The 22,013-nt window shown below is 67.1% G+C and carries 18 protein-coding genes; 10 read left to right on the top strand and 8 right to left on the bottom strand.

The features are described 5' to 3' along the window. Positions 1-44 precede the first annotated feature (44 nt). Positions 45-1,826 carry a fatty acyl-AMP ligase gene (locus AWC12_RS09620; protein ID WP_036464444.1) on the top strand — a complete coding sequence of 594 codons (1,782 nt, stop codon included), beginning with the start codon at positions 45-47 and terminating at the stop codon, positions 1,824-1,826. 24 nt (positions 1,827-1,850) lie between these two features. Next, the gene (locus AWC12_RS09615) at positions 1,851-2,630 is read left to right on the top strand and encodes an enoyl-CoA hydratase/isomerase family protein (protein ID WP_024445389.1); all 780 of its coding nucleotides are present in this window, start codon (positions 1,851-1,853) and stop codon (positions 2,628-2,630) included. 8 nt (positions 2,631-2,638) lie between these two features. On the opposite strand, the gene panB is transcribed toward AWC12_RS09615, so the two are convergent. Next, positions 2,639-3,481 carry a 3-methyl-2-oxobutanoate hydroxymethyltransferase gene (panB, locus tag AWC12_RS09610; protein WP_085173904.1) on the bottom strand — a complete coding sequence of 281 codons (843 nt, stop codon included), beginning with the start codon at positions 3,479-3,481 and terminating at the stop codon, positions 2,639-2,641. Between the two features lie 159 nt (positions 3,482-3,640). Here panB and AWC12_RS09605 point away from each other — a divergent pair, with 159 nt between their 5' ends. The 7 genes from AWC12_RS09605 to AWC12_RS09575 all read left to right on the top strand — a co-directional run bounded on the left by AWC12_RS09605 (position 3,641) and on the right by AWC12_RS09575 (position 14,124). Further along, entirely contained in the window at positions 3,641-5,035 is a 1,395-nt protein-coding gene (locus tag AWC12_RS09605) for a WS/DGAT/MGAT family O-acyltransferase (protein ID WP_085173902.1), read from the top strand. A gap of 63 nt (positions 5,036-5,098) precedes the next feature. Further along, complete coding sequence (locus AWC12_RS09600; protein ID WP_207576407.1) at positions 5,099-6,631, top strand: alpha/beta hydrolase; 1,533 nt, start codon at positions 5,099-5,101, stop codon at positions 6,629-6,631. An 88-nt stretch (positions 6,632-6,719) separates the two neighbouring features. After that, positions 6,720-8,237 carry an alpha/beta hydrolase gene (locus AWC12_RS09595; protein ID WP_085173898.1) on the top strand — a complete coding sequence of 506 codons (1,518 nt, stop codon included), beginning with the start codon at positions 6,720-6,722 and terminating at the stop codon, positions 8,235-8,237. 45 nt (positions 8,238-8,282) lie between these two features. Then, positions 8,283-9,623, top strand: a complete 1,341-nt coding sequence (glnA, locus tag AWC12_RS09590; protein ID WP_024445394.1) for a type I glutamate--ammonia ligase — start codon at positions 8,283-8,285, stop codon at positions 9,621-9,623. A 24-nt stretch (positions 9,624-9,647) separates the two neighbouring features. Then, positions 9,648-12,632 carry a bifunctional [glutamine synthetase] adenylyltransferase/[glutamine synthetase]-adenylyl-L-tyrosine phosphorylase gene (locus tag AWC12_RS09585; RefSeq protein WP_085173896.1) on the top strand — a complete coding sequence of 995 codons (2,985 nt, stop codon included), beginning with the start codon at positions 9,648-9,650 and terminating at the stop codon, positions 12,630-12,632. 5 nt (positions 12,633-12,637) lie between these two features. Then, positions 12,638-13,267 carry a PaaI family thioesterase gene (locus AWC12_RS09580; protein ID WP_024445396.1) on the top strand — a complete coding sequence of 210 codons (630 nt, stop codon included), beginning with the start codon at positions 12,638-12,640 and terminating at the stop codon, positions 13,265-13,267. Beyond that, a complete protein-coding gene (locus AWC12_RS09575) occupies positions 13,264-14,124 on the top strand; it encodes a TIGR03619 family F420-dependent LLM class oxidoreductase (protein WP_024445397.1) in 861 nt (286 codons plus the stop codon). Before AWC12_RS09580 ends, AWC12_RS09575 begins: the two co-directional genes overlap by 4 nt. Here AWC12_RS09575 and AWC12_RS09570 read toward each other — a convergent pair. Together AWC12_RS09570 and glnA (AWC12_RS09565) are read right to left on the bottom strand one after the other, a co-directional pair. Further along, entirely contained in the window at positions 14,121-14,678 is a 558-nt protein-coding gene (locus AWC12_RS09570) for a DoxX family protein (protein ID WP_085173894.1), read from the bottom strand. The genes AWC12_RS09575 and AWC12_RS09570 overlap by 4 nt on opposite strands. 125 nt (positions 14,679-14,803) lie before the next feature. Then, on the bottom strand, positions 14,804-16,240 hold the full coding sequence (glnA, locus tag AWC12_RS09565; protein ID WP_024445399.1) for a type I glutamate--ammonia ligase: 1,437 nt from the start codon (positions 16,238-16,240) through the stop codon (positions 14,804-14,806). Positions 16,241-16,387: 147 nt separating this feature from the next. Here glnA (AWC12_RS09565) and AWC12_RS09560 point away from each other — a divergent pair, with 147 nt between their 5' ends. Continuing rightward, positions 16,388-16,855 (top strand): RDD family protein, encoded by a 468-nt coding sequence (locus AWC12_RS09560; protein WP_085173892.1) that lies wholly within the window; start codon positions 16,388-16,390, stop codon positions 16,853-16,855. On the opposite strand, the gene AWC12_RS09555 is transcribed toward AWC12_RS09560, so the two are convergent. Genes AWC12_RS09555 through AWC12_RS09535 form a run of 5 tightly spaced genes read right to left on the bottom strand, consistent with a single transcriptional unit; the run spans position 16,856 to position 22,004 of the window. Further along, positions 16,856-18,682 carry an amidohydrolase gene (locus AWC12_RS09555; protein WP_085173890.1) on the bottom strand — a complete coding sequence of 609 codons (1,827 nt, stop codon included), beginning with the start codon at positions 18,680-18,682 and terminating at the stop codon, positions 16,856-16,858. A 6-nt stretch (positions 18,683-18,688) separates the two neighbouring features. Then, on the bottom strand, positions 18,689-19,441 hold the full coding sequence (locus AWC12_RS09550; RefSeq protein WP_024445402.1) for a DUF4191 domain-containing protein: 753 nt from the start codon (positions 19,439-19,441) through the stop codon (positions 18,689-18,691). After that, positions 19,425-20,387: a lipoyl synthase gene (lipA, locus tag AWC12_RS09545; RefSeq protein WP_085173888.1), complete on the bottom strand. Its 963-nt coding sequence runs from the start codon at positions 20,385-20,387 to the stop codon at positions 19,425-19,427. Before lipA ends, AWC12_RS09550 begins: the two co-directional genes overlap by 17 nt. Next, positions 20,384-21,082 (bottom strand): lipoyl(octanoyl) transferase LipB, encoded by a 699-nt coding sequence (gene lipB / locus AWC12_RS09540; RefSeq protein ID WP_024445404.1) that lies wholly within the window; start codon positions 21,080-21,082, stop codon positions 20,384-20,386. Before lipB ends, lipA begins: the two co-directional genes overlap by 4 nt. Positions 21,083-21,092: 10 nt before the next feature. After that, positions 21,093-22,004 (bottom strand): TIGR01777 family oxidoreductase, encoded by a 912-nt coding sequence (locus tag AWC12_RS09535; RefSeq protein ID WP_024445405.1) that lies wholly within the window; start codon positions 22,002-22,004, stop codon positions 21,093-21,095. Between the last annotated feature and the right edge of the window lie 9 nt (positions 22,005-22,013).

The following is a 22,013-nucleotide window of genomic DNA, read 5'->3' as shown; positions in this document are numbered from 1 at the left end:
GTGTGTTGGCATGATTTTGCGCCAGCATCTCTTACAATTTTTTTATGAGTCTAGGGATGAGGCTCGACGACTATCTGGACGACGACGGTGCCATCGCGATTCCGGCTGGAACCACGCTGACCGCGTTCCTGGATCGCAACGCCGCCGAACTGCGTGACACGCCTGCATATCGGTATCTGGACTTCGATCACGACCAAACCGTCGAGCTGACCTGGACCCAGCTACTGTCGCGCCTGCGGGCCGTCGGCGCCCGATTGCGGCAGGTGACCACACCCGGCGACCGCGTTGCCATCGTGGCTCCCCAGGGCGTCGAGTACATCATCGGCTTTTTCGCCGCGATTCAGGCCGGCACCATCGCGGTACCACTGTTCGCCCCCGAACTGCCCGGCCACACCGAGCGGCTCGACGCGGTGCTCGCTGACGCCACGCCCTCGGTGCTGCTGACGACCAGCGCCGCCGCGGAATCCGTGCGTGAATTCCTTCGCGCATTGCCCCGGGATCACCGACCGCGCGTCATCGCCGTGGACGCCGTGCCCGACGCGATCGGCGCCGGGTTCGAGCCGGCGCAACTGCACACCGACGACGTCGCCTACCTGCAGTACACCTCGGGCTCCACCCGCGCACCGGCCGGCGTCGAGATCACACACCGCTCGGCATGCACAAACGTCGTGCAGATGATCGCCTCGGTCGGCCTGGATCCCGACATCGACAGCGTCAGCTGGCTGCCCCTGTTCCACGACATGGGCCTGCTGATGATCATGTTTCCGGCGCTCGCGGGCGGTTACCTCACGCTGATGTCCCCAGTGGCATTCGTGCGCCGCCCCTTCCGGTGGATCCGTGAACTCGGCGCCTCGGACCGTCCGACGTTCGCAGCGGCGCCCAACTTCGCGTTCGCGCTCGCCGCGCAACGCGGTTTGCCGCCCCAGGGCGAACCGCTCGACCTCAGCAACGTCAAAGGGTTGATCAACGGGTCCGAGCCGGTGAGCGTCGCCGCCATCACCGCGTTCAACGAAGCATTCGCACCGTACGGCTTGGCGCCGACGGTGATCAAACCGTCGTACGGGATGGCCGAAGCGACCCTGTTCGTCTCGACGACCGCTCCGGACGCGGAGCCCACACTGATCCACCTCGATCGCCGCCAGCTCACCATGGGCCGCGCTGTGCCCGTCGACGCCGACCACCCCGACGCGGCCATTCAGGTCTCGTGCGGCACCGTGGCGCGCAGTCAGTGGGCAGTGATCGTCGATTCGGCCACCGAGTCCGAGCTGCCCGACGGCAGAGTCGGAGAGATCTGGCTTCACGGCGACAACATCGGCCGCGGGTACTTCGGGCGTCCCGAAGAGACGGAGTTGACGTTCCACAACAAGCTTCAATCGCGCCTGTTGCACGGCAGCCACGCCGAGGGTTCCGCCGAGTCCGCGCTGTGGCTTCGCACCGGAGACCTCGGTGTCTACCTCGACGGGCACCTCTACATCACCGGCCGCCTCAAGGACCTCATCATCGTCGACGGCCGCAACCACTACCCGCAGGACATTGAATCCACCGCCGCGGGCGCGTCCAAATCGGTGCGGGCGGGGTTCGTCGCTGCTTTCTCGGTTCCCGGGAACGGGCGTGAAGAGGTCGTGATCGTGGCCGAACGTGCGCCCGGCGCGGGCCGTGCGGACGCAGCCCCGATCCAAGAGGCGATCCGCGCCGAAGTGTCCCGCCGACACGCGGTGCCGGTAAAAGAAGTCAAACTCGTTGCTGCAGGGGTGATTCCGCGGACCAGTAGTGGCAAGCTCGCGCGTCGCGCTTGCCGGGGGCGCTATCTCGACGGCACTCTCTGATCCCCGGACGTTACAGTCCGGGGTGTGACTGACTACCAGACCATCACCCTCGAGCAAGCCGGCCCCGTCGCCCGAATCACACTGAATCGGCCCGACGCCGCAAACGGCATGAACGACACCATGACTCGGGAACTCGCCGACGCCGCGGCGCGCTGCGACACCCCGGCGACAAAGGTCGTCGTCGTCACGGGGGCGGGCCGGTTCTTCTGCGCGGGCGGCGACCTCAAGGACTTCGCGGCGGCGCCGAGCCGGGGACGGCACATCAAAGGTGTTGCCGACGACCTGCACCGCGCCATCGCTACGTTCGCGCGGATGGACGCCGTGGTCATCACGGCTGTGAACGGCACCGCAGCGGGTGCCGGCTTCTCGCTGGCAGTCATCGGCGACCTGGTGCTGGCCGCTGAATCGGCATCGTTCACGATGGCTTACACCCGCGTCGGACTCAGCCCGGACGGCAGCTCGTCGTACTACCTGCCGCGGCTCGTCGGCATCGCCAAGACCAAGGAGCTGATGCTCACCAACCGAACGCTGTCTGCCGACGAAGCGTACCGGTGGGGGCTGGTCACCGAGGTCGTCGCCGACGCTGCACTGGCCGAACGCGCCGACGAGCTCGCCGAGAAGATGGCGGCGACGGCGGCCGGGTCCAACGGCGGCATCAAGGCGCTGCTGCTCGGCACGTTCTCCAACGGCTTGGAAGAGCAGATGGAGCTTGAGGGCCGCTTGATCGCCCAACGCGCAGAGTCGGCCGACGGACGCGAAGGCGTCGACGCGTTCCTGGCGAAGCGCAAACCCGAATTCGGCTGACCCGCTGCCTAGTAGGAGTGCTCCTCGGCGGGGAAGACTCCGGTGGCCACTTCCTGGGCGTAGTCAGAGGCGGCGCGGCGCAATTCGTCACCCACCTCGCCGAATCTCTTGACGAACTTCGCCGTCTTGCCGTTGGTCATGCCGGCCATGTCCTGCCACACGAGGACCTGCGCGTCGCAGTTTGGTCCCGCTCCGATCCCGACGGTCGGGATCGTCAGCTTGCCGGTGATCTGGGTGGCCAGCTCCGCGGGGACCATCTCCATCACCACCGCGAAAGCGCCGGCTTCCTGAACGGCGATCGCGTCGTGGATGGTCTGCTCGGCGGCGTCACCGCGGCCCTGGACGCGGAAGCCGCCGAGGCCGTTGACGCTCTGCGGGGTGAAACCGATGTGCGCCATCACCGGGATGCCGGCCGCGGTGATCGCCGCGATCTGATCGGCGACGCGCTCACCGCCTTCGAGTTTCACCGCGTGCGCGCCGGTCTCCTTGAGCATGCGGGTGGCGGTCGCCAGTGCCTGCGCAGGACCGGCTTCATAGCTGCCGAACGGTAGGTCGGCGATGACAAGCGCGTGCGGAGCGCCCCGTACGACGCCGCGGATCAGCGGAATGAGTTCGTCAACGGTCACCGGCACGGTGGTGTCGTAGCCGTAGACGACGTTGGCGGCCGAATCGCCGACCAGGAGCACCGGAATCTCGGCCTCATCGAACACCGCGGCAGTCGAATAGTCGTACGCGGTCAGCATGGCCCACTTGTGGCCTTCGGACTTCCACTTGTGGAGGTGGTGAGTTCGCACTTTCACGCGCGGCTTGGAGGTCTCGACGACAGCACCATAGACGGTCTGCTCAGACATCGTTGTCCCCTCATCGGGTTCGGTCGTTGTGAATCCTCGTGGCCGTAGACGGTCCCCGGGTTCGCTGACACAACAAGTCTGCCACCACGTCACCAGAAGTTGAACAGCGCGTTAAGTGGATTTGCTCACACCCCAGGTGGGTGGGCATACCATCTCGACATGCAACGGCTCAGCGGACTGGACGCCAGCTTCCTCTATCTCGAAACCGCCGCTCAGCCGCTGCACGTGTGCTCCATTCTCGAGCTCGACACCACCACGATGCCCGGCGGCTACACGTTCGACAAACTTCGCGACCAGCTGTCGCTGCGCATCCGGGCGATGCCCGAGTTCCGTGAGCGGATCGCCGACACCCCGTTCAACCTAGATCACCCGGTATGGTTGGAGGACAACGACTTTGACGTGGACCGCCACGTCCACCGCATCGGTCTGCCGTCCCCGGGCGGGCGCAACGAACTCGCCGAGATCTGCGGTCACATCGCCTCGCTCCCGCTGGACCGGGCACGCCCGCTCTGGGAGATGTGGGTGATCGAGAACGTCGGCGGTGTCAGCGCAGCGCAGGGCGGCGAGCGCATTGCGGTGATGACGAAGGTCCACCATGCCGCTGTTGACGGCGTCACGGGCGCGAACCTGATGTCGAAGCTCTGCACGACAGGGCCGGACGCGCCGCCGCCCGATCCGGTGGATGGGCCGGGAGGCGGAAGCGAGCTGGAGATCGCCGTCAGCGGCGCGGTGCGCTTCGCCGCCCGGCCGCTCAAGCTCGTCAGCGTCGTGCCCAACACCGTGGCCACGGTTGTCGACACCGTGAGACGCGCGCGCAGCGGACTGACGATGGCCCCGCCGTTCGCCGCCCCGAAAACCGTGTTCAACGCCAACGTGACCAGTCATCGCAATGTCGCCTTCGCCCAGCTCGACCTCGAAGACATCAAGACGGTCAAAAACCACTTCGGCGTCAAGGTCAACGACGTGGTGATGGCCCTGGTCTCCGGGGTGCTGCGCACATTCCTCCTCGACCACGGACAACTGCCGGAGAACTCGCTGGTGGCCATGGTCCCCGTCTCGGTGCACGAGAAGTCCGATCGGCCTGGGCGCAACCAGGTTTCGGGCATGTTCGCCAAGCTGGAAACCGGCATCGACGATCCCGCCGAGCGGCTCCGCGCCATTGCGCAAGCGAATTCCATTGCCAAACAACACAGTTCTGCGATATCGGCGACCCTGCTGCAGGATTGGACGCAGTTCGCGGCGCCGGCGGTGTTCGGCGCCGCGATGCGGGTTTACGCGAGCAGCAGGCTCAGCGGAGCCCGCCCGGTGCACAACCTCGTCGTCTCCAACGTGCCCGGCCCGCAGGGACAGCTGTTCATGCTCGGATGCCAGGTCAAAGCGATGTATCCGCTCGGTCCGATCTTCCACGGCTCGGGGCTGAACATGACGGTCATGTCGCTGTCGGGCAACCTCGACGTCGGGATCGTGTCGTGCCCGGAACTGGTACCGGACCTCTGGGACATGGCGGACGGATTCGACGCTGCACTGAAAGAGTTGCTCGCGGCGACGCGCTAGCCTCCAGCGCGCGGCCACGCGCCTCGCCAGCGCAGATGCCCGTTCATGGCAGCATGTCTTTCCATGAAGCTCAAGACCGCGGTCGTTCGGCCCGGCCTCCTGCTCGCGCTGCCGGTGATGCTCGTCGCGGGCTGCAGCGAGGTGGTGGAAGGCAGCGCGCTGATAGCGGTACCGAGGCCGGGGACACCGATCCAGTGGGGTCCCTGCGAGGCAGGCGCGTCGGATCAGACCGGAATCCCGCCAGGTGCCGAATGCGGCATGCTGTCGGTCCCCGTCGACTGGGACAACGCCGACGACCCCAGCGGCGATGTGGCCCAGATCGGTCTGCTCCGCGTCAAGGCCACCGGCGAGAAGATCGGTTCACTTCTCGTCAACCCGGGCGGGCCGGGCAAATCCGGCAAGGAAGCAGCCGCGTCGATGGCGACGACCCTGCCCACGGAGCTGCGCGAGCGCTTCGACATCGTCGGCTTCGATCCCCGCGGCGTCGCGAGCTCCACGCCCGCGGTGTGGTGCAACAGCGATGCCGACAACGACCGGCTGCGCGCGGACAACGTCGTGGAGTACACGCCCGAAGGCGTCGCGCACCTGGAGAACCTCACCAAGGAGTTCGTGCAGCGCTGCGTCGACAAGGCGGGCAAAGACTTCCTCGCCAACGTCGGAACGGCAAGTGTGGTCAAAGATCTCGATGCCCTCCGGATCGCGCTGGGCGACGAGAAGCTGACATACCTCGGGTATTCGTACGGCACCAGGATCGGCGCGAGCTACGCCGAGGAGTTCCCCCAGAACGTGCGCGCCATGATCCTTGACGGCGCCATCGACCCGAACGCCGACCCGGTGGAAGCAGACGTGCGCCAGGCGGCTGCGTTCCAGCAGGCGTTCGACGACTACGCGGCGGACTGCGCGATCGACCCGTCGTGTCCGCTGGGCACCGACCCCGCCAAAGCGGTCGACGTGTACCACTCGTTGGTATGGCCCCTGGTCGACACACCCGCCGAGACCGCCGACCCGCGCAAGCTCAGCTACAACGACTCGATCGTCGGCACCATCCTGCCGCTGTACTCCCCGGGGCTGTGGCGTCACCTGACCAAGGCGCTCAGCGAGATCAAGGACGGCCGCGGCGACACGATGCTCGCCCTGGCAGACCTGTACATGGGGCGCGACGCCCAGGGCCACTACAACAACGGCACCGACGTGCGCGTCGCCGTCAACTGTGTGGACAAGCCGGCGATCACCGACCGCGCCACCGTCGTCGAGCAGGACCGCCGCGTCCGAGAGGCTGCACCGTTCATGGCCTACGGCGAATTCACCGGCCTCGCCCCGATGTCGACGTGCAGCTTCTGGCCCGTCCCGCCGACGAGCACCCCGCACGAGATCAACGTGACGGGCCTGCCGCCGATCCTGGTGATCTCCACCACCAACGACCCGGCCACGCCCTACCAGGCGGGTGTCGATCTGGCCCGCCAGCTCGGCGGCACTCTGGTGACCTATGAGGGCACCCAGCACACCGTTGCGTTGCAGGGCGATTCCTGCATTGACGACATCGCCACCCGCTACCTGGTCGACGTGACGGTCCCGGCCCCGGACACCCGGTGCTGACGGGGCTGACCCGAGAACTCGACGCCCGATAACAGCCCGGTCACTGTTGGATTCCAGGGGGCGCCCCCCACAGCGATTCCATGCAACGATGGCTGCCATGCTGCGCGCCGGACGGACGATCGCGGCGCTGGCCCTGATCGCGGCTGCGCTGTGTCCCTCGGCGTCGGCCGCGCCGCTCGCCGTCGACGAGCCGTATTCCGTTGTCCCGGTGTGGAGTTCATGCGCGGCATTCGTCGGCGACGTCTCGGGGATCCCGAGTGCGCAATGCGGAACGGTCGCGGTGCCCGTCGACTATGCCCGACCCGACGGCGCTGCGGCCCAGCTCGCCGTCATCAAGGTTCCGGCGACCGGACCGCGGATCGGGGTGCTCATCGTCAACCCCGGCGGACCCGGCGCATCCGCAGTGGACACCGTCGCGTCGATGGGCTCCGCCCTTGCGGGCACCGAAATTCTGCGGCGATTCGACCTCGTCGGCATCGATCCCCGAGGCGTCGGGCATTCGACACCCGAGTTGCGCTGCCGCACCGACGCCGAGTTCGACGCCTACCGAACCGAACCGCTTGCCGACTACAGCCCGGCGGGCGTGGCCCACATCGAAGACGTCATGCGCGAGTTCGCCGCGCGGTGTCTGAATCGGATGGGGGCTGACTTCCTCGCCAGCGTGGGCACCGCCACCGCGGCGCGCGACATGGACGTCGTCCGTGACGCGCTCGGCGAGGAGCAGATCAACTACCTCGGCTTTTCCTATGGCACCCAGTTGGGCGCCGTCTACGCCGCCCGCTACCCCGACCGCGTCCGCGCCATGGTTCTCGACGGCGCCGTCGACCCCAGCCTCGACCCGATCACCGAAAGCCTCAACCAGATGGCGGGCTTCCAGCGGGCGTTCGACAAGTACGCGGCGGACTGCGCCGAGTCGCCGGGCTGCCCGCTCGGCACCGACCCGTCCCAATTCGTCACCCGTTTCCAGCAGCTCGTCAATCCGCTCGTCGCGCGTCCCGCGCCGACGCCGGATCCCCGTGGCCTGAGCTATCAGGACGCCATGACAGGCACGGTCAGCGCCCTGTACTCACAGCGCTTTTGGCCCTACCTGACCAGCGGTCTGCTGGGCCTGCAACGCGGCACCGACCCGAGCGACCTGCTGCTGCTCGCCGACGACTACCAGCAGCGCGACCGCAACGGGCACTATGCGAACCGCCAGGACGCATTCAACGCGATTCGTTGCGTGGACGCCGAATTCCCGACCGACCCGGCGACGTGGGTCGAGGCTGACCGCCGCGCACGCGAGGTCGCCCCGTTCGTGTCCTACGGCACGTTCACCGGGTACGCCCCGCGCGACGTCTGCGCGATGTGGCCGGTGCCCGCCACGTCGGTGGTCGGCGAGGTCGGGTCGCCGGGTCCGGGCAAGGTGGTCGTGGTGTCCACGACGGGAGATCCCGCGACGCCCTATGAGGCCGGTGTCGGCTTGGCGCGCCAGATGGGCGCAAGCCTGATCACTTTCACCGGCACCCAGCACACCGTCGTCTTCAACGGCGATGCCTGCGTCGACACGGCCGTCGTGGCATTTCTGACCAACGCCACTCCGCCGCCCGCGGGATTGCGCTGCTAGCAGCGCCGTAACACAGAATTAACAGGCGGAACCTAGGCTTCGACCATGGATCGGCAGAAGGAATTCGTGCTGCGCACGCTGGAGGAACGCGACATCCGCTTCGTCCGGCTGTGGTTCACCGACGTGCTCGGATACCTGAAGTCGGTTGCGATCGCCCCCGCTGAACTCGAGGGCGCGTTCGAAGAGGGCATCGGATTCGACGGCTCCTCGATCGAGGGCTTCGCGCGCGTGTCAGAGGCGGACATGGTCGCCCGACCCGATCCGTCGACGTTCCAGGTGCTGCCGTGGTCCGACAGCTCCGGCAAGCACCATTCCGCCCGCATGTTCTGCGACATCACGATGCCCGACGGTTCGCCGTCATGGGCCGACTCGCGCCATGTGCTACGCCGGCAGCTGTCCAAGGCCAGCGATCTCGGCTTCTCCTGCTACGTCCATCCCGAGATCGAGTTCTTCCTTCTCAAGCCCGGACCCGACGACGGCACCCCGCCCGTTCCGGCGGACAACGGCGGCTACTTCGACCAGGCGGTCCACGACTCGGCACCGAACTTCCGCCGTCACGCGATCGACGCGCTCGAGCAGATGGGCATCTCGGTCGAGTTCAGCCACCACGAGGGTGCACCCGGTCAGCAGGAGATCGACCTGCGCTACGCCGATGCCCTGTCGATGGCCGACAACGTGATGACCTTCCGCTATCTCGTCAAAGAGGTCGCCCTCAGCGACGGCGTGCGGGCCTCGTTCATGCCCAAGCCGTTTGCCGAGCACCCGGGGTCGGCGATGCACACGCACATGAGCCTGTTCGAAGGTGAGACCAACGCGTTCCACAGTCCCGGCGATCCGCTACAGCTCTCCGACGTCGGAAAGTCCTTCATCGCAGGCATTCTCGAGCACGCCAATGAGATCAGCGCCGTCACCAACCAGTGGGTGAACTCCTACAAGCGGCTGGTGCACGGCGGCGAAGCGCCGACGGCCGCGTCGTGGGGCGCAGCCAACAGGTCGGCCCTGGTGCGCGTCCCGATGTACACGCCGCACAAGGTGTCGTCACGGCGCGTCGAGGTCCGCAGCCCCGACTCGGCCTGCAACCCGTACCTGACGTTCGCGGTCCTACTCGCGGCCGGCCTTCGCGGCATCGAGAAGAACTATGTCCTCGGTCCCCAGGCCGAGGACAACGTCTGGAGCCTGACGTCCGAAGAGCGCCGCGCGATGGGCTACAAGGAGCTGCCGGGCAGTCTTGGTGACGCACTCGGTCAGATGGAGAACTCCGAACTGGTCGCTGAGGCGCTCGGCGAGCACGTGTTCGATTTCTTCCTGCGTAACAAGCGGCAGGAGTGGGCGAACTACCGCAGCCACGTCACGCCCTACGAGCTCAAGACCTACCTGTCCCTCTAGGCGCGGGCGCGCCGCGCTACCTTGATGAGCGTGCCCAAACCCGCGACGCAGCGACCGAAGCTGCCCGGCGTCGGTCGGCTCGGACTCGTGGAACCCAGGGCGCAGAACGACCTCGACGCCCTCGGGTGGAACACCGACGCCCACGTCGAACTGTTGTGGTCGCTGTCGCGCGCGCCGGACGCCGACACCGCCCTCAAGTCGATCGTGCGGCTGTCGGAAGCGCTCGGGCCCGGCTGGGCCGAGGTCGACGCCGCACTGCTCAAGGACAAAAGTCTGCGTGGACGGCTGTTCGCGGTCCTCGGATCCTCGCTGGCTCTCGGCGACCACCTGATCGCCAACCCCGCGTCGTGGCGCCTGATCGCGGGACCGGTGAAGCTGCCCTCGGCGCAGGAACTGCGGGAGATGTTCGCCGAACAGGCAGACGAGACAACGGGTTCCGCCCATGCCGCGGTCCCGCCACTGCGCACCCTGTATCGCGACCGGTTGCTCGTCCTGGCCGCACTGGACGTCGCATCCACGGTGGAGAACGAACCCGTGCTGCCGTTCACCGTCGTCGGTGAACACCTCTCCGACCTCGCCGATGCGGCGCTGGCCGCCGCGCTTCGCGTCGTGACGGCCTCGGTGTGCGGTGACAAGCCGTCGCCCGCGCTGACCGTCGTCGCGATGGGTAAGTGCGGTGCCAGGGAACTGAACTACGTCAGCGACGTCGACGTCATCTTCGTCACCGACGACGACTCGCACAGCAGCCTGGCGCTGGCCACCAGGATCGCCGGTGAGATGATGCGGCTGGCATCCGATGCGTTCTTCGAGGTCGACGCGGGTCTGCGTCCCGAAGGCAAGCAGGGCCAATTGGTGCGGACGCTGGACTCGCACATCGCCTACTACGAGCGCTGGGCCAAGACGTGGGAGTTCCAGGCACTGCTGAAGGCGCGCCCCGCCGCCGGTGACATGGAGTTGGGTGCCCGCTACATCGAGGCGCTGATGCCGATGGTGTGGACGGCGTCCGAGCGCGAGGACTTCGTGCCCGAGGTGCAGGCCATGCGCAGGCGCGTCGAGGAACTGGTACCCGCAGGCGTGCGAACCCGCGAAATCAAGCTCGGCACAGGCGGTCTGCGTGACGTCGAGTTCGCCGTCCAACTGCTGCAGCTCGTCCACGGCCGCAACGACAACTCGCTGCACGTCGCCTCGACCGTGAACGCCCTGGCGGCGCTGGGCGAGGGTGGTTACATCGGACGCGACGACTCGGCGAACATGACGGCGTCCTACGAGTTTTTGCGCCTGCTCGAACATCGACTGCAGCTGCAACGCCTCAAGCGCACCCATATGCTGCCGGAGGCCGATGACGAAGAGGCGATGCGCTGGCTGGCCCGGGCCGCCCACATGCGGCCCGACGGCCGCCACGACGCCCTCGGGGTCTTGCGTGAGGAGCTCAAGCGGCAGAGCCACCGGGTGTCGAGGCTGCACGCAAAGCTGTTTTATCAACCCTTGCTGGAGTCGGTTGGTGAAGCCTCCCTTGGGCTTTCGGACGGAATGAGCACCGATGCCGCCGAACGTCAGCTCGCCGCGCTCGGCTACGAGGGACCGCAGAGCGCACTGACCCATCTGGCCGCGCTCACCGGGAGCTCCGGCCGCCGCGGCCGCGTTCAGCAGGTGCTGCTGCCCACCCTGCTCGACTGGCTCTCCGACACACCCGACCCGGACGCCGGCCTGCTGAACTACCGCAGAATCAGCGACGAACTCTCCGAACAGCGTTGGTTCTTGGCCACGCTGCGCGACGAAGGTGCGGTGGCCAAGCGGTTGATGCACGTGCTCGGAACGTCGGCGTATGTCCCCGAACTGTTGATGCGAGCACCCGAGGTGATTCAGCTGTATGCCGACGGCCCCAACGGGCCCAAGCTCTGTGACGTCGACACCGAAGGGTTCGCAAAGTCCCTGGTGGCCTCGGCGGCCCGGCATTCCGATCCACTGCGGGCGATCGCGGCGGCACGGTCGCTGCGGCGGCGCGAGCTGGCCCGCATCGCATCAGCCGATCTTTTGGGCATGCTGGACGTGACCGCGGTGTGCAAGCAGCTCACCATGGTGTGGGTCGCGGTGCTGCAGGCAGCGCTGGACGCGATCATCCGGGCGAATGCACCCGAGGGCGGTCCGCCCGCGCGGATCGCCGTCATCGGGATGGGCCGACTCGGCGGAGGTGAACTCGGCTACGGCTCCGACGCCGACGTGATGTTCGTCTGCGAACCCCATGCGGGCGTGGAGGAATCGGTCGCGGTGAAGTGGTCGGTAACCGTGGCCGAACAGGTCCGAGCAAGGCTGGGCACACCCAGCGCCGACCCGCCGCTCGAAGTCGACGCCAACCTGCGACCAGAGGGGCGCAGCGGTCCGCTGGTCCGGACGCTGGCGTCCTACGAGGCCTACTACACACAGTGGGCGCAGCCCTGGGAGATCCAGGCTCTGCTGCGTGCGCACCGCGTCGCAGGCGATCTTGAGCTGGGGGAGCGGTTCCTGATCATGGTCGACAAGACGCGCTATCCGGCGGGCGGGGTGTCACCCGAGGCGGTCCAGGAGATCCGTCGCATCAAAGCGCGGGTGGATGCCGAACGTCTTCCGCGCGGTGCCGACCCAAAGACGCACACCAAGCTGGGCCGGGGCGGATTGGCCGACATCGAATGGACGGTGCAGCTGCTTCAGCTGCGGTTCGCGCACAAAATCCCGGCGCTGCACAACACCTCGACACTGGAGGCGCTCAACGCCATCGGGGCGGCCGAGTTGATCGCCGAGGGCGACATCGAACTTCTGCGCGACGCGTGGCTGACGGCGACCCGCGCGCGCAACGCGCTGGTGCTCGTGCGGGGTAAGCCCACCGATCAGCTGCCGGGGCCAGGAAAACTGCTCAACGCGGTGGCCGTGGCCGCCGGGTGGCCCAACGGCGACGGCGGCGAGTTTCTCGACAACTATCTGCGTGTGACGCGCAGGGCAAAAGCCGTGGTGCTCAGAGTGTTCGGAGGCTAGGTCTGATGCAGTTCCCGTTCGACGTCATCACCGCCGACGAGTACGCGCGGCAGCGTGCCAGCTACGTGCCGGTCGCCGACGAGCTGAGGCGGCTGATCGACGCGAGCATCCACACCGCGGTCGACGACGCGACGGTCCGGCAAGCGCTCGGCCATCTCACCGCGGCCGCCGAACTGCTGGAGCGTGACTGTCGCACGGCCACATCCACCCTGCGGCACGCCGACACGGGACGACCGCTGGCGTGGGCCAATCCGGCTGTGGGACTGCGTAATGCGATCGCCCCGCCGATGATCATCGAACACGAGGCCGACGGGACGTGCTGGAGCGAGTTCACACTCGGCCAAGCCTATGAGGGGCCGCCCGGATGGGTGCACGGCGGAATCTGCGCGCTGCTACTCGACCACATCCTTGGTGAAGTGGCCAGCGAGGGTCTGAACCAACCGAAGTTCACGGGCACCATCAGCCTGCGCTACGTGCGGGGAACCCCGCTGGGGCGGGTGCGTGCCGAGGCATTCGTCGAGCGCTCAGAGGGCGTCAAGACCTACGCCCGCGGCTACCTCAAGGACGCCGACGGCGTTACCGTCGAAGCCGAAGGCGTGTTCATCAAACCCGCGTGGGCGCGAGACGCCGGATGAAGTTCTATGTGTCGACCGCCTTTCTCGACACGCGTGAAGCGGTCGAGATCGCCAAGGCCGCAGATGATCTCGGTTACCACGGGATGGCGATCCCCGATCACGTCATCAATCTGGAAACGCTGAAGACGCCGTATCCGTACACCAAGGACGGCAAGAGGCGGTGGGAGGCGTTCACCGATTGGCCGGACCCATGGGTGATGATCGGCGCGGTCGCGCTGGTCACCTCGCGTCTGCGTTTCGTGACGACGGTGTACCTACCTGCGATGCGGGACCCGTACTCGGCGGCCAAAGCGATTGGTACTGCGGCGGTTCTGGCCTCCGGTCGGCTGGAGCTCGGAATCGGGGTGGGGTGGTGCCGGGAGGAGTTCGAGCTGCTGGGCCAGCAGTTCGAGCGTCGCGGCAAGCGCACCGACGAGATGTTGGAGCTGATGAAGGCGCTGTGGTCGCCGGGGTGGACGGAGTTCTCCGGCGAGTTCTACAACGCCCCGCGCCTGGAGATGGAACCGACGCCGCCACCGATCCCGATCTACGTCGGCGGGCTGTCGGACATCGCGCTGCGCCGCGCGGCGCGCCACGACGGCTGGATCGGTGATCTGATCACCACCGACCAGGCGCTGGAGCGGGTCGCGTTCGTGCGGCAGCTACGCGCCGAAAAAGGCCTGGGGATGGACGATTTCGAGGTCATTACTCCGCTGACCGACGCTTTCCTGCCCGAACATTTCGAGCGCGCGGCGGCCGGCGGGATCACGGGCATCATCACGATGCCGTGGATGTTCTACAGCGGACCCGACGCATCCCTCGATCAGAAGATCGACGGGATGCGCCGGTTCCGCAAGGACTTGCGGTTAGACGACTAATTCCGCGGCCGGCGGAACCGGCTCAGCAGCCCGCCGCGGCGGACAGGTTGGGCGGCAGGCGCCGCGGTGACCGGGGGAGCTGCGGTCCCGGTGACGACCCGGCCGCGTCGCACGCCTGAACCGCCCGCGACCCGGCGGCGCCCGTCGACCGACAGCGCGCCGCCGCCGAGCGTGGCGAGCAACAGAAACGCAAAGCAGAACAGCAGCGAAGCCTCGCCGCCGTTGCCGCCCGCTTGAGCGTCATAGGGCCAGAAGCTTCCCGGTGTGCCGCCCAGGATGCCCCAGTGCTGCCACAGGTAGGCCACGGCCATCTCGCCGGAGGCGATGAACGCTGCGATGCGGGTGAACAGGCCGATGGTGATCAGGATCCCGAGGACGAACTCGAGGAGACCGGCGAACCAGAACGGCCATGTGCCGACCGGGACGGCCTGTCCCAGTGGCCAGCCGAACAGCTTCATCGTGCCGTGGAAGGTGAAGACGAGACCGAACACGATGCGGAAGACGCTCAGCACCGGCGACGAGTAACTCGCGAGACGCGCATCCAGGGAAGTCATGCGCGTGAGCCTACTCTTACGGACCGCAGTCCGTTTCTGTCCCTGCCGGATCGGGACCAAAACGAAAGCCGGGTGACACCCGAATGCGCCACCCGGCCGTCGCTGAGCGACTAAAACGTTGCCGACTACACGTCGTAGTACAGCGAGAACTCGTACGGGTGAGGACGGATCTGGATCGGCATGATCTCGTTCTCCCGCTTGTACGAGATCCAGGTCTCGATCAGGTCGGTGGTGAACACGCCGCCCTCGGTGAGGTACTCGTGGTCCTCTTCGAGCTTGTCGATCACCGACGCGAGCGAGGTCGGTGCCTGCGGGATGTTCGCGGCTTCCTCGGGCGGCAGCTCGTAGAGGTCCTTGTCGACCGGGGCGAGCGGCTCGATCTTCTTCTTGATGCCGTCGATGCCGGCCATCAGCATCGCCGCGAACGCCAGGTACGGGTTGCCCGAGCTGTCCGGGCAGCGGAACTCGAGGCGCTTGGCCTTCGGGTTGTTACCGGTGATCGGGATACGCACACACGCCGACCGGTTGCGCTGGCTGTACACCAGGTTGATCGGCGCCTCGTAACCCGGCACCAGACGCTTGTAAGAGTTCACCGTCGGGTTGGTGAACGCCAGCAGCGACGGCGCGTGGTGCAGGATGCCGCCGATGTAGTGCCGGGCGAGATCCGACAGGCCGGCGTAGCCCGACTCGTCGTGGAACAGCGGCTTGCCGTCCTTCCACAGCGACTGGTGGGCATGCATGCCGGAGCCGTTGTCACCGAACAGCGGCTTGGGCATGAAGGTGACGGTCTTGCCGTTGGCCCACGCCGTGTTCTTGATGATGTATTTGAACAGCAGGACGTCGTCGGCCGCGTGCAGCAACGTGTTGAACTTGTAGTTGATCTCGGCCTGGCCGGCGGTGCCGACCTCGTGGTGACCGCGCTCGAGCACGAATCCGGCGTTCTGCAGATTGGTGGCCATCTCGTCGCGCAGGTCGACGTAGTGGTCGTAAGGCGCGACGGGGAAGTAGCCACCCTTGGGGCGGACCTTGTAGCCGCGGTTCGGGCTGCCGTCGGCCTCGAGCGGCTCACCCGTGTTCCACCAGCCCGACTCGGAGTCGACCTCGTAGAACGTGCCGTTGATGCGCGAGTCGAAGCTCACCGAGTCGAAGATGTAGAACTCGGCCTCGGCGCCGAAGTAGCAGGTGTCGGCGATTCCGGTGCTGGCGAGGTAGTTCTCGGCCTTGCGGGCGACGTTGCGCGGGTCCCGCGAGTAGGCCTCCCTGGTGAACGGGTCGTGCACGAAGAAGTTCAGGTTGAGCGTCTTGGCGGCCCGGAACGGGTCGATGCGCGCGGTTGCGGGATCCGGCAGCAGCATCATGTCCGATTCGTGGATCGACTGGAACCCGCGCACCGACGAACCGTCGAACGCAAGGCCGTCCTCGAAGACGCTCTCATCGAACGCCGAAGCCGGGATCGAGAAGTGCTGGACGACACCTGGCAGATCGCAGAACCGGATGTCGACGTACTCGACCTGTTCGTCCTTGATCAGCTTGATGATGTCGTCGGCGGTCTTTTCTGCCACTTATTGCTCTCCTTTGACTCGGTAGCCCGCCGGTGACGCTATGGACACGATGTTGCACGGCAGTCAACCGCATGTTGCGCGGACGTTACGCGTGCCCGCATATGCGGCCCTGCCGAGGCGTTCCCGGCCGCCACCTATCCTTACAGCATGGCCCGCACCATTGGGTCCTGGCTTTCGGGACCGTCGCAATCAGACGATTCCGGCCAGCGATCCACCTATCCCGGCGAACGCCTCGGATTTCCCGAGACGGGTCCCGGCTCGATCGCCCGCTTCGGCCGTCGAATCGCGGCGCTCTGCGTCGACTGGCTGGTGTCCTACGGGCTGGCGGCGTTGGCGATGACGTTCGGATGGATCAGCCTGGGTGCCCTCTCGACGGCGGTGCTCGTCGTTTGGCTGGTGCTCGGCATCGTCTCGGTGCGACTGTTCGGCTTCACCCCGGGCCAGCTCCTGCTCGGTCTCAAGGTGGTCGCCGTCGACAACCGCACCCACGTCGGATCGGGGCGCGCGCTGGCTCGCGGTCTGCTGATCACCCTCGTGATCCCGGCGCTGTTCACCGATTCCGACCTGCGCGGGCTGCACGACCTGGCGACGAAAACAGCGGTGGTGAGGCGCTAGTTACGCCTGATGGCGGATCCGGCCGTCCATCATCGTCATCGTCACCGTCGCACCGTGGATGTCGTGTGGGTCGATCTCGAAAATGTTGCGGTCCAACACGATCAGATCGGCCAGCTTGCCCGCCTCCACTGAGCCGACCCGGTCGTCGAGCCTGAGCTGATACGCCGCGCCCAACGTGTTCGCGTGCACCGCCTCCTCGACGGTGAGCGCCTGATCCGCAGGAGCGAGCACCGGCGCACCCGGGGCACCGATCAACTGCCGCGTCACCCCGATCTGGATGGAATCCAGCGGCTTGTAGGTGGAGAAGTAGCCTGCCGCGGGCCAATCCGTGCCCAGTGAGACGCGGCCGCCGGACCGCAGCACGTCCTGCGCCCGGTACAGGAGGTCCTTGCGCGGCGCGCCGTAACGTGCGCCCATGTTCTCGATCGTGTCCGGGTCGGCCGACATCCAGTTCGCCGAGAACTGCGCGGTGACGCCCAACTGCCCGAATCTCGGCGCGTCGCTGTCCTCCACATAGACCAGGTGAGCGACGGCGTGGCGGCGGTCGCGCGGGGGATTGGCGGCGATGGCGCGTTCGATGGCGTCGAGCCCCACGCGTGCCGTACGTTCGCCGCAGGCGTGGATGTGCACGTCGTAGCCTGCGGCGTCGACGTCCCCTACAAGCCGATGCCACTGCTCCTCGGTGAACGGGGAGGCGCCGGTCGAATCGGGTTTGTCAGCGTAGGGCTCGAGCAGCCACGCGGTATAGCCGCCCTGGGTGCCGTCGCCGATGATCTTCACGACATCGACCGAGACCAAGTCGCTCCCAATCTCGTCGCGGAGCGCGGTGAATTTCTCGACCGTGCCCTCGATCGGCGTCTCTCGCACCGAGTACGACGCAATTACCCGGAACGGCAGCAGATCGCGCTTCTCGATGTCGGTGTAGATCCGCAGGATCGACCCCTGGTCGTCCCCGATGGGCGGAACCCCCGCATCGAACACCGAGGTGATGCCGGCCGCGGAGGCCTTCGGAAGCCAGCCCGCGATCAGCGTCCCCATGGTCTCCGGCGAGATGGGCTCGACGGCGTCGACGAGGCCGAGGACCGCATTCACCTCCAGGACGTATCCCGTGGGCTCGCCGTCCTCGTCGCGGGCGTAGTAGCTGAAGCCAGGGACCGGGTCGGGGGTGTTGCGGCCGACCCCGGCCATCTCGAGGGCCCTGCTGTTGGCCCACAGGCTGTGGCCGTCGACTGCGAAGAAGAAGCCAGGACGGTCGGGCAGCACGCGATCGAGCTCCGCGCGGGTGGGGCCGAGCGGCCCGAACATGTCCACCCGCCAACCGAATCCGCGGACCGCCCCGGCCGGGTTGGCCTTGGCGTAGGCGGCGATGGCGTCGAGCGCCTCGGCCAGCGTCGGCACCTGGAGGTCGACTCCCGATGTCAGGAAAGACCCGAGGAACGGATGTGTGTGACCTTCCACGAAGCCGGGCATGAGCAGTTTGCCGTTCAGGTCGATGACCTGGGTATCAGGACCGGCGAACGTCAGCGCTGCGGCGCTGTCCCCGACCCAGGTGATCGTCTTCCCGGTCACGGCGACGGCGTCGGCCCACGGGGCCGATTCGTCCACCGTGTAGACGCGGCCATTGTGGAAGACGAAATCCGCGGGCCTCGTCTCGATGGGCGGATCCTCGGTCCCCGACGCCGGCTCAGCCGAGCACGCGGCCGCCGTCGCGATGACGGCCGTCACCGCAGCGGCGCGCAGCACGGTCCGCCGGTCGGCTTGGATCGAAAACGTTGCGCGACGACCGAACGCGGCGAAATGCGGCGCCCATTCGCACGCGACGCACATCCGGCGTCAGCGCCGCCGCACGGTGCGCTGCACGCCGCGCATCTTGGCCTGCGCGGGCAGCGGACCTTTCGGCATCGCGGCCGGACCCACCTTCGTGCCCAGCGCGGCCAGGCGCGACTCCAACGAGTCCATCTGCTTGGCGGTGATGTTGGCGGGCAACTTGTTGAGGTGCCGTTCCAGCTTCGCCAACGGCACCTCACCCTCGCCGTTGCCGATGATGATGTCGTAGATCGGGGTGTCGCCGATGAGCCGTGCCGTGCGCTTCTTCTCCTGCGCGAGCAACGGCTTGACGCGGGTGGCCGACCCCTCGCCGACGAAGATCACGCCGGGGCGGCCGATCACACGGTGCACCGCGTCGAAGTGCCCCGTCGCCGCCACGCCGGGGGTGACACGCCACTTACCCCGAAGGTTGTCCAGCGCCCACGCGGCCGCGCCGGTCTGACCCTCGGCCTTCTTGTACACCGACTTCTGGGCGCGGCGACCGAAGATGATGAACGCCACCAACGCGCCGAGCACAACCCCCAACGGAATCAGCATGTACATGGTGAAGCCGCCGGCGAACACGCCACCCACCACGGACAGGGCGACGATCAGCACGAACGCGCCGATCATGTAGGGGAGAAGGCGCTTGTCCTCTTTGCGCTGGATCTGGAATGCCTGCCACAGCTGACTGCGCCGCTGCTTGGACGCCGCCTTGCGGGCGGCTTTGGCCTGGGCCTTGGCTGCCTTGACCTCAGCGGGGTTACGCGATTTCGCCATTGGACAAGGATACGGCCGCCCGAGAAGGCCGTGAGGCCACCGTCTGCGCGTACAGCTTTCCGGCCCGGTAGGACGACCTGACAAGCGGTCCGGCCAGCACACCCGAGAAGCCGATCTCCTCCGCGTAACGCTGGTGCTCGACGAATTCGTCGGGATGCACCCAGCGCTCTACGGGATGGTGGCGCGGTGACGGACGCAAATACTGGGTGATGGTGACGATGTCGCAGCCGGCGTCGTGCAGGTCGTGCAACGCGGCGCTTACCTCGTCCGGAGTCTCTCCCATACCGAGGATCAGATTGCTCTTGGTCACGAGACCGAAGTCGCGGGCGGCCGTGAGCACCGAAAGGCTGCGCTCGTAGCGGAAGGCCGGCCGGATCCGCTTGAAGATGCGGGGAACGGTTTCGACGTTGTGCGCCAACACCTCCGGGCGCGTCTCGAAGACCTCGTTCAACTGCGCGGGGTCGGCGTTGAAGTCGGGGATCAGCAACTCGACACCCGTATCGGGGTTGAGCGCCTTGATCTGACGGACCGTCTCGGCGTAAAGCCACGCGCCGCCGTCGGGCAGATCGTCGCGCGCCACACCCGTCACGGTGGAGTAGCGCAGACCCATCGCCTGCACGCTTTCGGCGACACGGCGCGGTTCATCGCGGTCCAGATCGGCCGGCTTGCCCGTGTCGATCTGGCAGAAATCGCAGCGGCGGGTGCACTGTTCGCCGCCGATCAGGAACGTGGCCTCGCGGTCTTCCCAACACTCGAAGATGTTGGGGCAGCCGGCTTCTTCGCACACGGTGTGCAGACCCTCACGGCGCACGAGGCCCTTGAGCTCTTTGTACTCGGGACCCATCCTGGCCCTGGTCTTGATCCACGGCGGCTTGCGCTCGATGGGCGTCTCGGCATTGCGTACTTCCAGACGCAGCAGCTTGCGGCCTTCCGGAGCGATAGTCACTGGGCCGATTCTACGCTCGCGGCGGGTGCGACACCGACCGCGATGCGGCCGTCGAGTGCGTCGAGAACGGCGTCGGCCACCCGGTCGACGACATCGGCCACCCCTACTGTGCGGCCTAGTTCCGCGGTCAGCGACGTCACGCCGGCGTCGGCGATACCGCACGGCACGATCGAACCGAATGCGCCGAGATCACAGTCACAGTTGATCGCGAACCCGTGCAGCGTCGTCGCCCGTGCCACCCGGATGCCGATCGCGGCGACCTTGCGGTCCGGACGGAGGCCGTCGCCGGCAACCCAGACGCCGGAGCGGCCCTCGATCCGCCCCGTCTCCAGGCCGAACGACGCGCACACGGCGATCAGCGATTCCTCAAGGCGCCGAACGAAATTGACGACGTCGAGCGGTTCGGCCAAGCCGATGATGGGATAGCCCACCAGCTGACCGGGACCGTGCCAGGTGATCTTGCCGCCCCGGTCAGTGTCGATGACGGGCGTGCCGTCGAAGGGCCGCTCCTCCGGGAGTGTGCGCCGTCCCGCCGTGTACACCGGCGGATGCTCCAGTAGCAACAGCGTGTCAGGACCGCCCGCCACACGCTCGTCGGCCAGTTGTCGCTGGAGGTCCCACGCGCTCTGATAGTCCACCGAACCGAGCGCGCGGACCTGCACCGGGTCGGTGCTCGAGCGGATCGACGACGTCATGGTGTCGACGCTACTCACGCTGAGAGGCCGTGGCGAATGCCAGCGCCTCACCGATGGTGTTGTGGTGAAACTGGAAACCGGCCCGCTCCAACGCCGCCGGGATGGCGCGCTGACCGCCCAGCACCCCCTCGTCGGCGAACTCCCCGAGCGCCGCCCGCAACGCGAACCCCGGGACGACGAACGGCGTCGGCCTGTTCACCGCACGGCCCAGCGCGGTCGTGAACTCCGCGTTGGTCACCGGCGCTGGACCGGTCATGTTGACCGGACCGGACACCTCGTCGTGGGAGATCGCGAACAGCATGGCCCGCACCTGGTCCTCGATGCTGATCCATGACATGTACTGCCTGCCGTTGCCCAGGCGGGCACCCAGACCCAGCGAGAAGAGCGGCTTGATGCGGCCCAGCATCCCGCCCGACGGGGCCATCACCAGACCGGTGCGCGTCAGCACCACCCGCACACCGGACTCGGCGGCGACAGCGGTCGCGGCCTCCCAGTCGACGGCGAGCCTGGCCAGGAAGTTGTTTCCGGGTCCCGCTGTTTCGTCCACGGGTGTGCTGCCGGTGTCGCCGTAGTAGCCGACCGCACTGGAGTTCACCAGAACCGGCACCCCCGCATCGACGACAGCGTTGGCCAGCACCTCCGTCGGACCGATACGACTGTCACGCAGGCTCTGCTTGAACGCTCCCGACCACCGCTTCTGCCCGACGTTGACGCCGCACAGGTTGACGACAGCGTCCACGCCGCGCAGCGAGTTCGCATCGAATTCGCCGGTGTCGGGGTTCCAGAACACCTCGTCGGCGTTCGACGGGGCCCGCCGCACGATGCGGATCACCCGGTGATCGGTGGCTCGCAAGGCGTACACGAGCCCGGTACCGATCAGACCGGACGACCCCGCAACCGCAACAACCGAATCCGATGGCAACGACACTGC

It is taken from the genome of Mycolicibacterium iranicum, from assembly GCF_002101705.1.
Classification (GTDB): domain Bacteria; phylum Actinomycetota; class Actinomycetes; order Mycobacteriales; family Mycobacteriaceae; genus Mycobacterium; species Mycobacterium iranicum.
The sequence above is the reverse complement of the archived record's forward strand: the minus strand, read 5'-3'. Positions and strand labels throughout refer to the sequence as shown.